The following is a 13619-nucleotide window of genomic DNA, read 5'->3' as shown; positions in this document are numbered from 1 at the left end:
CTATGATCATCAAGACACTAGAACTCAAAAATTTCCGCAACTATGCTGACTTATCACTGACTTTTAACCCCAATCTCAATCTCTTTATCGGGCAAAATGCACAGGGTAAGACAAATATTGCTGAAAGTATTTATTTTCTTGCTTTGACGCGCAGCCATCGCACCCACTCTGATCGGGAGCTTTTAGCTTGGGACCAAAAAGAGATGAGCGTTGCGGGAACCATTGTCAAAAAAAATGCGACCGTACCACTCGAAGTTGCGCTAACCAGTAAAGGACGCATCGCAAAGGTCAACCACCTGCGAGAAAATAAGCTAGCTGACTATATCGGCAACCTTAACGTCATCATGTTTGCGCCTGAGGATCTAGCGATTATCAAGGGCGCACCAAGCGTGCGCAGGCGGTTTATTGACATGGAAATCGGGCAGATTCGTCCTGTCTATCTGTACGATCTCATGCGTTATAATAAAACGCTCAAGGAGCGCAACAGCTACCTCAAGTTTGACAAGGCAAAAATCGACGAGAATTTTCTCTCCGTCCTCGATGATCAGCTTGTCGAATACGGTCAAAAGGTGATTAGCCACCGTCAGAGCTTTACTGAGAGTCTGAACGCCATTTCGTCAGAACTCCATGATACCTTGAGCCATGGCAAAGAAAAACTGCAAATCATCTACGCACAAAATGTCAAAGCTGACTTTGCGTCAGAACTCAAAGCCGCCCGTCAAAAAGATCTATTCCGCGCGCAAACGTCTGTCGGTCCTCACCGGGATGACTTGCAGTTTCTGGTCAATGACATCGACGTTTCAAACTTTGGCTCACAAGGACAGCAGCGCACAACTGCGCTCTCAGTCAAGCTGGCAGAAATTGATCTGATATTCAAAGAAACCGGTGACTATCCTGTTTTACTGCTAGATGACGTCATGAGCGAGCTTGATAATCAGCGCCAGCTCGATCTGCTAAAACTCGTCATCGGCAAAACACAAACTTTTATCACCACAACAACGCTTGATCACCTGAAAAATTTACCTGAAAAAATGACGATTTTTACTGTTGAAAATGGTAAAATCACTGAAAACGCGACAAAAAATGATGCTTGATTGCATCATTTTTGTTTTTCATTTTTTCTTGTATTTCGTGCCAAGTATTTGCGACCAGGCATTAGCATAGTCACTGTCAGAACCGCCAATAGCAAACTTATACTGCGTCACAGGTGCACCTTCAGACGTTGCCCAGTAGGAAGTTGTCGTAGCGCCTGACAAGGTAAAGTTGGTATAGCCACCTCCCGTGAAGGCGCCAGGCTTTTCACCCGTTGACACAAGCACTGTTGACTTGGTGACAGACGGATCCATTTCAAACTTGTCAGTGACGCCAAACACATTCGGATTGGCTTGGTAGATGGCATTGGTCAGCTGCGCTACGTATTGCGAGTTATTGCTATAACCTGTCAGAGAAGCCATTGACGCGTTATTGTCATGCCCTATCCATGACCCCAGCGTTACGTCAGGTGTTGCAACCATTAACCAGGCATCAACATAATCATTTGACGTGCCTGTTTTGCCAACCCAGTCAGCACTTGCAAGCGTTGGGTTGATGGCAGATAATTGACCGTAAAAAGTTGTCGTTTTTTGTGACTTGATAGGTCCTTTCAGCAATTCTGCCATGATTGATGAAGTCGCTTTTGAATAGACTTGAACAGGCTTATCTTCATGGTGGAAGATGGTTTTTCCACTGTCATCTTTGATGTCTGAAACGACGTAGTACTGTTCATATTTACCACCATTCAGCAAGGCCTGATACCCATTTGTGTGCTGGACTACTGTTGGATCAATCCCGCCACCCAAAGGTAGCGATTCGATGTTATAGTCGCTGATATCATAGTTCATCTTGCTCATGTAAGGCTCAACACTCTTGCCATCTGCTAAAATCGTCTGATAAGTCCAGTAGGCTGGAATATTCCAAGAGGTATCAAGCGCATCCTGCAAGGTCATCATCTCTTGCGTCCCTGAAGATGTGTCGTGCATGATCGGTGTCCCGTCAGAAAAGCTCTTAGGATAGTTTGACAAGCGACTTGCACTACCAAGCAGCCCCATGTCAATGGCAGGACCATAAGCAAGAATCGGCTTGATTGATGATCCTGGACTACGATGCGTATCAAAAGCATGATTATTTTGATTGGTCGCATAGTCAAGTCCACCAACAAAACCGAGTACAGCACCCGTTTTATTGTCCATTAGGACATTGCCTGGCTGAATCTCGCCAGTGCCATCTTGCAGCAGATAGCCATAGTTTTTAACCGCATTTTGCATGGCCGTATAGATGCTTTGGTCAATGGTGGCTGTTATCGTATAGCCGCCCTGTTGCAGCTTTTGCTCAGCCATTTTTTCATACGTCGCCTTGACTTGATCATTGCCCTGATCGGTTTCTGACACCTTATCTTGCTTGATCAGATAGTCGTAAACCTTGGCTACCGCCTCGTCATAGACGACGTGATAAAGATAGTCATGATCAGCCGTCTCAGCGGTACCAGAAGCGATAAATTCTGTTGAAATATCGTAGTTTTTATAACTCGTGTACTCTTTTTTAGAAATATAGTTGTTACGATACAAGTTAAACAACACTTCTTTTTGACGTGCTAGACCGTACTGCATATTTTCCTTACTTTTGAGCGTACCATCTGCACTATAAGGCGTATAAACAATTGGACTTTGCGGCAACCCCGCGATGAAAGCTGCTTCAGGAATGGTCAAGGTTTTCGCAGTCTTGCCAAAAATACCTTCTGCCGCCTCTTCAACTCCCGCGATATTTTGTCCCTTATTATTGCGCCCAAACGGTGACACGTTTAGATAGTCCGTCAGAATCTGATCTTTTGTGAAATGTTTCTCCAAATCAAGTGCATAGACCATCTCAGTTGCCTTACGCTTAAATGTTGGCGAATCGCCAAGCACCTGCTGCTTGATCAGTTGCTGAGTAATGGTCGAGCCACCTGATGACGAACCGCCCGTTGACTCTCCTAAAATCGCTCTGAAAAATGCCTTAGGCACGACACCATGATGGGTTTCAAAATTTTCATCTTCTGTCGCAATCAAGGCATGTTTGACTGTATCAGAGATGTCATTACTTGCGACCTTCTTTCTGACCAAATCACTTGAAATATCAGAAATCTTCTGACCATTGGCGTAGTTCATGACAGATACTTCATGAATGGCGTTGATTTTTTCAGCCAGCACCTTACTTGACGGCACTTTTACGTCAGAAATCAGGCTGACCAAATAGCCAGTCCCTGTCGCCGCACCAAAAACTGTCCCTAGCCCTACTAAAATCAGCGCAATTGTACTTAGACCACGAACGACTAAAAAGACCGTTTCAAAGGCTGTTTTTCCTTTATCATCATCGCTATTTTGCTTATTTTTTGCTTTATTTTGACGTTTGACTCTTTTATCAGTCAACCGACTTCGCATTTGCTCGCGCTCCTGCTCTGAAAATTCTTTTGTCATAACTTAAATTATACCAAATTTTTTGGTATAATAGAGATAATTTATAAAAATACGAGGAAACCATCTATGAATATCTTTGATGAACTAAAAGCACGTGGTCTGATTTTTCAAACAACTGATGAGGATGCCCTAAAAAAAACTTTGACTGAGACGTCTGTCAGTTTTTACACTGGCTACGACCCAACGGCTGACTCGCTCCATTTGGGGCATCTTGTGCCAATTTTGAACATGCGTCGTTTACAGCTTGCAGGTCACAAGCCTGTTGCTTTGGTGGGTGGTGCGACCGGCATGATTGGTGATCCGTCATTTAAGGATGCTGAGCGCTCACTTCAAACGGCCAAAACTGTTGAAGAATGGTCGGAAAAAATCAAAAATCAGCTGTCACGTTTTCTTGATTTTGACGGTGAGAATGCTGCCATTGTCGAAAATAATTACCATTGGTTCAGTCAGATGAACGTCCTTGACTTTTTGCGTGACGTCGGTAAGCATTATACGATCAACTACATGATGAGTAAAGAATCTGTCAAAAAACGGATTGAAACCGGTATTTCCTACACTGAGTTTGCCTACCAAATCCTGCAAGGCTATGATTTTTACGAGTTAAACGAGCAATATGGCGTGAGCCTGCAAATCGGCGGTTCTGACCAGTGGGGTAACATGATTGCTGGAACTGACCTCATCCGAAAAAAATCCGGCAATGACACTCACGTCATCACAGTACCACTGATCACAGACTCAACTGGTAAGAAATTTGGCAAGTCAGAAGGCAATGCGGTCTGGCTTGACGCTGATAAAACGTCGCCATATGAGTTTTACCAGTTCTGGTTCAATCAAGAAGACGCTGACGCCATTAATTTCTTGAAAATCTTTACCTTCTTGTCACTTGATGAGATTGATGACATCGCAAAAGCCTTTGAAGCTGCACCACATGAGCGTCTAGCACAAAAAACACTTGCCAAAGAAGTTGTGACATTGGTTCATGGCGTTGCGGCTTACGAGGATGCTGTAGAGATTTCTAAACAGCTTTTCGCGGGCAACTATAAAAACCTTGACATCAAAGACATCAAGTCAAGTCTGTCAAATATTCCAAGCTATACCGTTTCTGATGATTTTAATGGCGATCTCGTTTTGCTACTTGTTGAAGCTAAGATTTCACCAAGCCGCAGACAGGCACGCGAAGACATCACGACAGGTGCCATCCGCATCAATGGTGAGCAAATCAAAGATCTTGATTACACCTTGTCTGACGCGGATAAACTCGCAGACGAGCTGACTATTATCGGTCGCGGTAAAAAGAAAAAATTTGTTATTACTTACTGAGTTTAATATCGAAAAAATCCAAGTCCATATTTCAGGGCTTGGATTTTTCTTATTGATTAAGCCGTTTTTTGCCGTGTGACAAGCCGATATCCTGACAATATCCAGGCAAAAATGACTAAGATAAGTGCCACATAAAAGGCCACGTGCATGCCATTTAGAAAGACCGTCGGCTGCGAGGCGACATAGCCCGACACCCTGCGCCCAACCTGACGAGACATGGCGACAAACAAGACCGTTGTGGCAAATGTTGTCCCAAGCACAAAGCCTAGATTTCTTCCCAATGCATTCACAGATCCTGCAATCCCTAGAAATTGCGACTCAACTGTCGACATGACAAGCGCATTATTTGGACTTTGGAAAAATCCGACGCTAGCACCATGGGCGAAAAGTACGACCAGAACTAGCATCAGAGCCGTCCCGTGACCAATCATCAAATACCCCACTTGAACGAGTAACACACCTGTTATCGCAACAAATGTAATGATTTCCTTGTCAAATTTATCAGATAGAACACCCGCAATCGGGCTAAAAATAAACATCCCGACAGGATAAGCCATCATGATTAACCCAGCATAGCCCGCCGCACAAGCACGATAGTCCTGAAGGTAAAAGGGCATGAGGATATTGACAAAACTGCCTGCTGTAAACATGGTCATGCTCGTGATGACACTCATCGAAAAAAGCTTACTGCGGAAAATGTCCAGATTTAACAAGGGCTTTGCAACCGTTTTTTCAGTATAGATAAACCAAGTCAAAAGACCGATCATGATAATAAAACTTCCGATGACAAGCGGATTTGCAAACCCTCGCGCCTGCCCCAGGCTCATGGCAACGAAAAAGACTGCGACCGACAGAAACATCTGAGTGGCTCCTAACAGGTCCGCATCCTTGACAGAGCCCGATCCTACATCTTTTGGCAATGCCTTGCGACCAACCATATAGGCGATGATACCAAGTGGCACATTGATCCAAAAAATATAAGACCAGCTCGCAATTTGTAATATAAAACCACCGATAGCTGGACCAGCAATGGAACCAAGGCTTACGAACATGGAAATAATACTCATAGCACGCGCCCGCAGCGCCGGCTCAAAAAGCTGACTTGTGATACCAAAACTATTTGACATGGTCATGGAGGCGCCTATCGCCTGCACAATCCGTGCAAAAAGCAGGAAATGTAAGCCAAGATTGATACCAGCTAGTAGGGAACCCAGCGTGAAAATCAGACTACCTAGACTAAAAATTCGTGTTTTTCCGATCAAATCTCCCAGACGACCAAATAGTAAAATCAAACCTGAAATCACCACCAGATAAATGGTGACAGCCAAAGTGACCTGACCCATATCAAGCTTCATTTCACGTGCCATACTAGGCAGCGCGATATTAACGATTGATCCGTCAAGCGTAGACATAAACGTAAAAATTCCTAAGGCAAGTAAGCCAGGGAACTTCTCTTTACTAAACATGGCAACTCCTTTATATGATGAGTGATGAAATCACTCAGAATTTAGGGAAGTTGCTAGATACAACGTGCCTTTGCGATTTATCGCTTAGGCGTTGGATGGCAACTCCTTTATATGATGAGTGATGAAATCACTCAGAATTTCAAACGTATACAAAAGAGGTCATTTAGTTCAAATGATCCCCTTGATTTATCCTTACAACAAGCCTAAAATCGCTTCTTCTAATTCATCAACATAGCCGTCGCCAGAAATCTTGCTGACCATAATCCCGTCAACTGCTCGTGCAACAAGCTCATCAATCGCCATGCGGGCTTCAAATTTCTCCGCATTTTCAAGCTTTGGATTGGTCTTAGGTTGTGGTGGCGCAAAAATCGTACAGCAGTCTTCAAAAGGCTGAATCGAGATGTTAAATGTATCGATTTTTTCAGCAAGTTCGATGATTTCAAGTTTATCCATCGTAACAACCGGGCGGATCACAGGTGTTGTCGTTACAGCATTGATTGCCGTCATTGACCCCAAAGTCTGACTGGCCACTTGCCCCAAACTTTCGCCATTGATGATGACTTGACCATTTCTGCGTGCCCGAATCTCATCCACCACGCGCATCATGAAACGACGTGTCACTGTCATCAGATATGGCATTGGCACTTTTTCTTTGATTTCTTCTTGAATCTCAGTAAAAGGCACTTCGATAAACTGAATATCGCCACCGAAAACCGTTAATTTCCCTGCCAAATCCTTGGCTTTTTTAAGAGCACCAGGACTTGTATAAGGTGGTGACGCAAAATGTACCGCCTCAATTTCAACGCCGCGTTTCAGCGCCAAATAGCCTGCAACTGGCGAGTCAATCCCGCCAGACAGCATGAGCATGCCTTTCCCTGCAGTCCCAACAGGAAGGCCACCTGCACCTTTGATTGTCTCGTAGCTCAGGTAAGCCGCATCAGGACGAATCTCGACACGCAAATCAATATCAGGCCGTTTCATTTGCACCTTAGCAAAGGGAAGTGCTGTGATGACTGTATGACCCAGCTCGCGATTGAGTTCTGTTGAGTCTAGCTCAAACTCGTGGTCGCTACGACGTGCCGAAACTTTGAACGTCATACCTTCTTGATAGACCTTTTTCATGAGCGCCTCGACCGCCGCTTCAAGCGCTGGCATGGTTTTTTCGACTTTTATAGCTGGCGAAAAATTTTGGATGCCAAAGACTTTGACTAATTTTTCAGCTAGTGGCTCATATTCTGCGCCATTGAGATAGATGTGCGCACGATCGCGCTCTGCCTTGACCGAGATTGTTGGAAACTCCGTCAGAACCTCGCGGATATTTTTGGCAAGACGACCGATAAATCGCATCCGATTCTTACCTTTTGTTGATAATTCGCCATAACGAACCATGATTTCACTGTATTTTAACTCTGGCATGACTACTCCTTTAGCGCCTTGATTACTGTATTTTTTGAAATTTTGCGTGTAACTGTTTGAAAATGGTTAAAAACTGTTCGATTTCTGCCATGTTATTACTTTCATCGAGTGAAATTCTGACCGCTGACGTTGCAAATTTCGGTGCAACATTCATGGCAACGAGTGTGCTTGACGCAAGGCCAGCCTTAGACGAGCAGGCGCTTGTCGTTGAAATATAAAGCTCATGTTCTTCAAAACCATGCACAACCACCTCACCACGCACACCTTTGATACCAAAGGTGATGATATTAGGCGCAAAATCGTCCGTTTTTGTAAAGACGATGACGTCAGAAAATGCCGCAAGCGCATCAAGTATCACTTGTTTCATCGCTGCAAGTTTCGTCAGATTAGCTTGCGAGCGTTCTAACGTCATACGCAATGCCTTGGCTGCTGCTGCAATACCCGCCACATTTTCCGTGGTCGAGCGCATATCACGCTCCTGACCGCCGCCTGATAATAACGGCTGCAATTTTTTTCCTTTTTTGACATAGACGATACCAACTCCACGTGGTCCGTGAAATTTGTGGGATGAAAATGTTGCGAAATCAACACGTTCTGGCAGAAAATCAGCCAGTGGTATCTTGCCAATCGCCTGAACAGCATCCACATGAAAAGAAATCGTCGGTTTGTCAGCTAAGAGTTCACCAATCTGACGAATCGGCTGAATCGCACCGATTTCATTGTTGACGGCCATGACAGACACCAAAATCGTGTCTTTTCTGATGAGTGCTGAAAGCGCATCAAGCTTGACAAAGCCCTTCTCATCGACTGGTGCAAAATCCACGTCAAATCCCTGTGTCGCAAGCCAATTTGCCGATTCTTTGACCGCCGGATGCTCAACAGCAGATACGATGATATGATTGCCGTAGACCTTTTTCTCAAAAGCCACGCCTTTTATGACCCAGTTATCCCCTTCTGTGCCGCCTGAGGTAAAGTAAATTTCCGATGCTGATTTGCCGAGCAACTCGGCAATTTGCTTGCGCGACGCCTCAAGCATGCGCTCAGCGACCGTGCCTAGATTGTGTAAACTAGACGGATTGCCCATGATTTTTGTCGCAACGTCGGTATAAGTTTTTAAAACTTCGGGATAAATAGCGGTTGTCGCCGAGTTATCAAAGTAAATCATTTTTTCTCCTGTGATACGTGTCGTTAAGAACACGCCCTCAATATAAAACTGCGTCTCCGCAGTTTATTTGGCTTGATACTCCAAAAAGTCGTATAGCAAGTTGGAGTGGTTTTCATTCATCGAATAATCTTCTAACGCATTAACCGTGCGGCGCATGGTTTTTGCCTGACGCGCAGTCAAAATACCTTCTGCCTCATATTCAAAAATAAATTTGCGCTCAAGATAGTAGCCACGCATCATCTCGTCTAGGTTATTTGGTCGCGCTTTACTGATAATACGGTTGATAAAGCCACCACTTGCCACCTGTTCTGACGTCCGCAGACGTTCTGACTGCAGATAATTGATCAGATCAGCATTATAAATGCCTTCCAGATTTTCCAAAGCATCCATGATAATAGCAGTATTGCTGAAATATAAATCTCGGATTTCGCTTTTTGAATCCCCGACCAATTTTTTGACATTTTTCTGATTGAAATTCAGATTGAGATGTAAGATATTGCTCAAAACTAGCCGAACAGCGCGCAAGAAGATGGCAAAGGCAAAGGCAAAACTTGACACAAACCTGTGAACAATTGAGCGTTCAAGCTCTTTTAGATAGCGCTGATAGATTCGATAAGTTTTCAAGGTGATCTGATTATTTCTGAAAGCGGTTTCCAGCCCCTCATTTTCCAGTCGCAAAACCAAAAGCTGTAGCGCATTGAACTCCGAGGTCATGGTGGCAGACTCCTGACCGATGATCAGCTTTTGTATCCGCGCCTGATAGTTGTCGATCGTCGCAATGTAGCCCAGACGGTTTTTCACCGCCGCAGACTCCTTTTCTAGGGCAGCAACAACGTCCGTCAGAATCGCGATTTTCGCCACATTATCTATTTTTTCTTCTTTTGCTGGTGCAATAATCGGTAGCACCAAGATTCCCGTCAGAAAGCTCACAACTGTGACCGACGCCGCAAGGAAAATCAAGAGCGAATATTTCTGTGCAACTGCCTGCGGCAAAAGCAAGATTGTCGCAATTGACACTGTCCCTTTGACACCTGAAAAAGTCAGTAATAAAATATCATCAACATAGCGGCTAAATTTCTGTCCACGTTTTTTAGCGATAAAGGCGTAATAAAGGCTAAGAACTACATAACGCACAATAAATAAAGTCGCAACAAGCGCAATCACCGTCAGAAACAAGCGGAAATTATCATAATAAGCATTGCGGATAATCGGTGTCGCAATCCGCTGCAACTCGATCCCTAAAAACAAAAAGACAATCGAGTTCAAGACAAAAGAAACTGTTCCCCAAATCGTTTTAGAAAGATTTTCAACTTGGGCATCAAAGAGTGTGATTTTTTTAAAACCACTCGCCTGCATGACCCCAGCGACGACAACCGCGATAATCCCTGAAACATGGAGTTCTTCAGCTAGGAAAAAGGCAAGGAGCGGCATGATCAACTCAAGCATAAGGTAGCCTGTCACGTCTTGCGCGGCGACATCTTCCATAAGTGACAAAACCAGTCGGTTAGCAAAAGCAACGACAAACCCGATTGCAGCACCACCGACAGCCGAAATGGCAAGTCCAACAGCCGCATCTTTAAGCGAAAACTTTCCTGTCGTCAGAGCTAAAATCGCAAACTGAAAGGCGATGATGCCTGACGCATCATTGAGCAGGCCTTCGCCTTTTAGCACAGCGGTAATCCGCTTTGGAAACTCAAAACGCTCAGACAAGGAGCTAACGGCGACGGCATCAGTCGGTCCAAGACTGGCACCGAGTGCAAAACAGGCCGCAATCGGCACCGCACTGTAAAAGTTATGCCCGATCACACCGACAATAATCGTCGTGATAAAAACAACCGGAAAAACCAGTAAAACCACCGTGCGTCCATGCTTGATAATCCCTCTAATATCCGCCTCTTCACCTTCACGAAAAAGCAAAGGCCCAATGATAAAAGCAAGGAAAAGCTCCGGATTCAACCGCAACACATTTCCAGCACCCATGGCGCCTAAAACTAGGCCGAAAACAACCTGAATCAGAGGCAAGGGGATTTTTGGAAACACTTTATTGATGACATTTGAAATAATCAGAGACGCGAAAAAGATAATCACGTAAAACACAGTATGTATCAAGTTTTTTGCCCTCCTTTTTCACCTGCTAAGCAAATCACTTAACGAGTAAAAGCTTATTTTTCGTCCAATAATCTCTTGAACAAAGCTTTTTTCATGGCCAATTTTTGCTCAAATTTTTGAGAAGATTTTCGATCTAATGTCGCTCTACAACGCTTGATTTCAAGCTCTGACAGTTGACGGCGCAAACGCGCTTTCTGATTTTCGCGACTACGAAAATGATCCAAAAACGACAACTTCGCAACCATATGTGCCGAAAGTTCGCTCTTGTCATGATTTTCCAAATACAACTCACGCATATGCTGAATTTTCTTCTCGTAGGCATCATCAGACATCTTTTTCATCTTACATCTCCATTTGATTTATAACGCCTATTATAGCATATTTTACTGAAAATTTCTCTTGTCTTAATTCACACTTATTTCCCGCTTGAAAATAGTTATCCTTTTACTTTTAACAGAAATGAGAATATAATTAAAGTATAAGGAAAAAGTGTTCATCATAGAAAATGGAGGAAAAGCTTATGCTTCAAGAATATAAAAAAATTATGGTGGGGATTGACGGGTCTGTTGAGTCTGCCAATGCCTTTGATAAAGCCGTTGCCGTTGCAAAGCGCAACGACGCCGAGCTCTTACTCGTCAACGTCATCGACTTGCGTGCCTTCCAAAGCATCTCAACTTATGACACAATGGTCGCTGAAGATACGAAAAAAGGTGCGGAAAATCTCGTCGCAGACTTTGCAGAAGAAGCACGTGCTGCGGGACTTGACAATGTCCGTACCCGCGTCGAATTTGGTGCACCAAAAGTCATGATGGCAACCACCATTCCTGACGAAGAAAAAGTCGATCTACTCATGATTGGTGCAACCGGCCTAAGCTATATCGAGCGCCTATTTATCGGATCCGTCGCACAATACATTGTTACACATGCCAAGTGCGATACCTTGATTGTGCGATAAAACTAAAAATGAAAATCAGGACTTAATAACAAGCCCTGATTTTTTTATTTTGCATTCAACGTTACAATCTCAAGAATCGTATCAACCGCTTTTGCCATGGTCTCCAGACTAACAAACTCAAATCTGCCATGCATGTTTTCACCCCCTGCAAAAATATTTGGCGTGGGAATCCCCATAAACGAGATTTTCGAGCCGTCCGTTCCACCACGTACAGGTTCGATTTTCGGTGTGATACCGACATTTTTCATCGCTGTTTCGGCTAGTATCACAGGCGTCATGTCTTTTTCGATGATTTCTGCCATGTTATAGTACTGGTCTTTGAGCGTGAGCTTGATACGGGGGACATCGCTCTCTGGAAATCTCGCATTTAGCTCTGATACAATCCGTGTCAACTCGCGCTTCATTTCCTCAAACGTCGCACGATCGTGGTCGCGAATGATATAGCTCATCACAGCCTCTTCAGGCGTGCCTGCAAGATTTGTCAAGTGATAAAAACCATCACGCTTGTCTGTTATTTCAGGGCGAGCAGCTTCAGGCAAGCTGTCATGCAAATCAATCGCCAGCTGCAAGGCATTGATCATCTGATCTTTGGCAGTTCCTGGGTGAACATTGCGCCCAGAAATGTTAATCGTCGCTCCCGCTGCATTAAACGTCTCGTACTCGAGTTCACCGAGCGGCCCACCATCAACTGTATAAGCAAAGTCAACGTCAAAGTCAGCCACGTCAAATAGATCTGCCCCTGTCCCAATCTCCTCGTCAGGCCCAAAACCGATGCGAATCTCGCCGTGTGCAATCTCTGGATGTGACAGCAAATAATCCGCCGCTGTCATAATCTCAGCAATCCCTGACTTATCATCAGAACCCAAAAGTGTTGTCCCATCGGTCGTGATCAAAGTCTGACCAAGATAGCTAGTTAGATTTGGAAAATCTTTGGGATCAAGCACGTAACCACTCTCACCAAGTGCAATCGCCTTACCGTCATAATCTGAAATCACCTGCGGATTCACACCCTCAGCATTAAAATCAGCCGTGTCCATGTGAGCGATAAACCCGATTTTTGCAACATTTTTTGTTGTTGTTGCTGGAATCGTGCCAACGACATAACCATTTGAGGCCAGATAGTGGACGTTTTGTACGCCGATAGCGCTTAATTCATCTGCAAGTTTTGCTGCAAAATCTACCTGTGATTGCGTTGTCGGCACTGTCTCTGATGTCTCGTCAGAACGCGTATTGATGCGAACGTAGTCCATAAAACGTGATTTTAGTTTATCGTATGTCATTTTTTCCTCTTTTATATTTTATTTGCTGACTCTATTTTAACATATCATGTACTAAACGTTATAAACAAAAAAAGCCCAACCAAAGTCAGACTTTTTTAGCAATTATGCTTTTTTAGCAACTGGATAAACAGATACTTTTTTCTTGTCGCGGCCGAAACGTTCGAATTTTACTACGCCTTCAACTTTTGCGAAAAGTGTATCGTCACCACCACGGCCAACATTTTCACCTGGGTGAATTTTTGTACCACGTTGACGGTAAAGGATTGATCCGCCAGTCACAGTTTGTCCATCAGCAGCTTTAGAACCGAGACGTTTAGATTGTGAATCACGACCATTGGAAGTCGAACCACCACCTTTTTTGTGGGCGAACAATTGAAGATTATCAAGTGTTAATTTCAACATATTTTTTTCCTCCTT

General features: G+C 44.1%; 11 protein-coding genes. 3 read left to right on the top strand and 8 right to left on the bottom strand.

Annotated features, from left to right (window positions below):
- Positions 1-2: 2 nt before the first annotated feature.
- A complete protein-coding gene (gene recF, locus Hs20B_RS07355) occupies positions 3-1094 on the top strand; it encodes a DNA replication/repair protein RecF (protein WP_172357119.1) in 1092 nt (363 codons plus the stop codon).
- 18 nt (positions 1095-1112) lie between these two features.
- Here recF and Hs20B_RS07350 read toward each other — a convergent pair whose 3' ends face one another.
- Positions 1113-3491 (bottom strand): transglycosylase domain-containing protein, encoded by a 2379-nt coding sequence (locus Hs20B_RS07350; RefSeq protein WP_172357117.1) that lies wholly within the window; start codon positions 3489-3491, stop codon positions 1113-1115.
- A 66-nt stretch (positions 3492-3557) separates the two neighbouring features.
- Here Hs20B_RS07350 and tyrS point away from each other — a divergent pair, with 66 nt between their 5' ends.
- Positions 3558-4811 carry a tyrosine--tRNA ligase gene (gene tyrS, locus Hs20B_RS07345; protein WP_172357115.1) on the top strand — a complete coding sequence of 418 codons (1254 nt, stop codon included), beginning with the start codon at positions 3558-3560 and terminating at the stop codon, positions 4809-4811.
- Between the two features lie 56 nt (positions 4812-4867).
- On the opposite strand, the gene Hs20B_RS07340 is transcribed toward tyrS, so the two are convergent.
- The 5 genes from Hs20B_RS07340 to Hs20B_RS07320 form a co-directional block, all read right to left on the bottom strand.
- Positions 4868-6277 carry an MFS transporter gene (locus tag Hs20B_RS07340; RefSeq protein ID WP_172357113.1) on the bottom strand — a complete coding sequence of 470 codons (1410 nt, stop codon included), beginning with the start codon at positions 6275-6277 and terminating at the stop codon, positions 4868-4870.
- A 192-nt stretch (positions 6278-6469) separates the two neighbouring features.
- Positions 6470-7693, bottom strand: a complete 1224-nt coding sequence (gene thiI, locus Hs20B_RS07335) for a tRNA uracil 4-sulfurtransferase ThiI (RefSeq protein WP_172357111.1) — start codon at positions 7691-7693, stop codon at positions 6470-6472.
- 22 nt (positions 7694-7715) lie between these two features.
- Positions 7716-8858 carry a cysteine desulfurase family protein gene (locus Hs20B_RS07330; protein ID WP_172357109.1) on the bottom strand — a complete coding sequence of 381 codons (1143 nt, stop codon included), beginning with the start codon at positions 8856-8858 and terminating at the stop codon, positions 7716-7718.
- A gap of 63 nt (positions 8859-8921) precedes the next feature.
- Positions 8922-10967, bottom strand: a complete 2046-nt coding sequence (locus tag Hs20B_RS07325) for a cation:proton antiporter (protein WP_172357107.1) — start codon at positions 10965-10967, stop codon at positions 8922-8924.
- 53 nt (positions 10968-11020) lie between these two features.
- Complete coding sequence (locus tag Hs20B_RS07320) at positions 11021-11308, bottom strand: hypothetical protein (RefSeq protein ID WP_172357105.1); 288 nt, start codon at positions 11306-11308, stop codon at positions 11021-11023.
- Positions 11309-11487: 179 nt separating this feature from the next.
- On the opposite strand from Hs20B_RS07320, the gene Hs20B_RS07315 reads away from it, so the two are divergent.
- The gene (locus tag Hs20B_RS07315; protein WP_172357103.1) at positions 11488-11922 is read left to right on the top strand and encodes a universal stress protein; all 435 of its coding nucleotides are present in this window, start codon (positions 11488-11490) and stop codon (positions 11920-11922) included.
- A gap of 44 nt (positions 11923-11966) precedes the next feature.
- Here Hs20B_RS07315 and pepT read toward each other — a convergent pair whose 3' ends face one another.
- Entirely contained in the window at positions 11967-13202 is a 1236-nt protein-coding gene (gene pepT, locus Hs20B_RS07310; RefSeq protein WP_172357101.1) for a peptidase T, read from the bottom strand.
- A 102-nt stretch (positions 13203-13304) separates the two neighbouring features.
- On the bottom strand, positions 13305-13604 hold the full coding sequence (rpmA, locus tag Hs20B_RS07305) for a 50S ribosomal protein L27 (RefSeq protein ID WP_172357099.1): 300 nt from the start codon (positions 13602-13604) through the stop codon (positions 13305-13307).
- Positions 13605-13619 lie beyond the last annotated feature (15 nt).

This window comes from Pseudolactococcus insecticola (assembly GCF_011170065.1).
GTDB classification, from domain to species: domain Bacteria; phylum Bacillota; class Bacilli; order Lactobacillales; family Streptococcaceae; genus Pseudolactococcus; species Pseudolactococcus insecticola.
Note: the sequence above shows the minus strand (reverse complement) of the source record. Positions and strands in the feature narration are given on the sequence as shown.

Bases quoted from the DNA above. Each gene is read 5' to 3' on its own strand.
- recF (WP_172357119.1), top strand. From the start codon at position 3: ATGATCATCAAGACACTAGAACTCAAAAATTTCCGCAACTATGCTGAC.
- Hs20B_RS07350 (WP_172357117.1), bottom strand. From the start codon at position 3,491: ATGACAAAAGAATTTTCAGAGCAGGAGCGCGAGCAAATGCGAAGTCGG.
- tyrS (WP_172357115.1), top strand. From the start codon at position 3,558: ATGAATATCTTTGATGAACTAAAAGCACGTGGTCTGATTTTTCAAACA.
- Hs20B_RS07340 (WP_172357113.1), bottom strand. From the start codon at position 6,277: ATGTTTAGTAAAGAGAAGTTCCCTGGCTTACTTGCCTTAGGAATTTTT.
- thiI (WP_172357111.1), bottom strand. From the start codon at position 7,693: ATGCCAGAGTTAAAATACAGTGAAATCATGGTTCGTTATGGCGAATTA.
- Hs20B_RS07330 (WP_172357109.1), bottom strand. From the start codon at position 8,858: ATGATTTACTTTGATAACTCGGCGACAACCGCTATTTATCCCGAAGTT.
- Hs20B_RS07320 (WP_172357105.1), bottom strand. From the start codon at position 11,308: ATGAAAAAGATGTCTGATGATGCCTACGAGAAGAAAATTCAGCATATG.
- Hs20B_RS07315 (WP_172357103.1), top strand. From the start codon at position 11,488: ATGCTTCAAGAATATAAAAAAATTATGGTGGGGATTGACGGGTCTGTT.
- pepT (WP_172357101.1), bottom strand. From the start codon at position 13,202: ATGACATACGATAAACTAAAATCACGTTTTATGGACTACGTTCGCATC.
- rpmA (WP_172357099.1), bottom strand. From the start codon at position 13,604: ATGTTGAAATTAACACTTGATAATCTTCAATTGTTCGCCCACAAAAAA.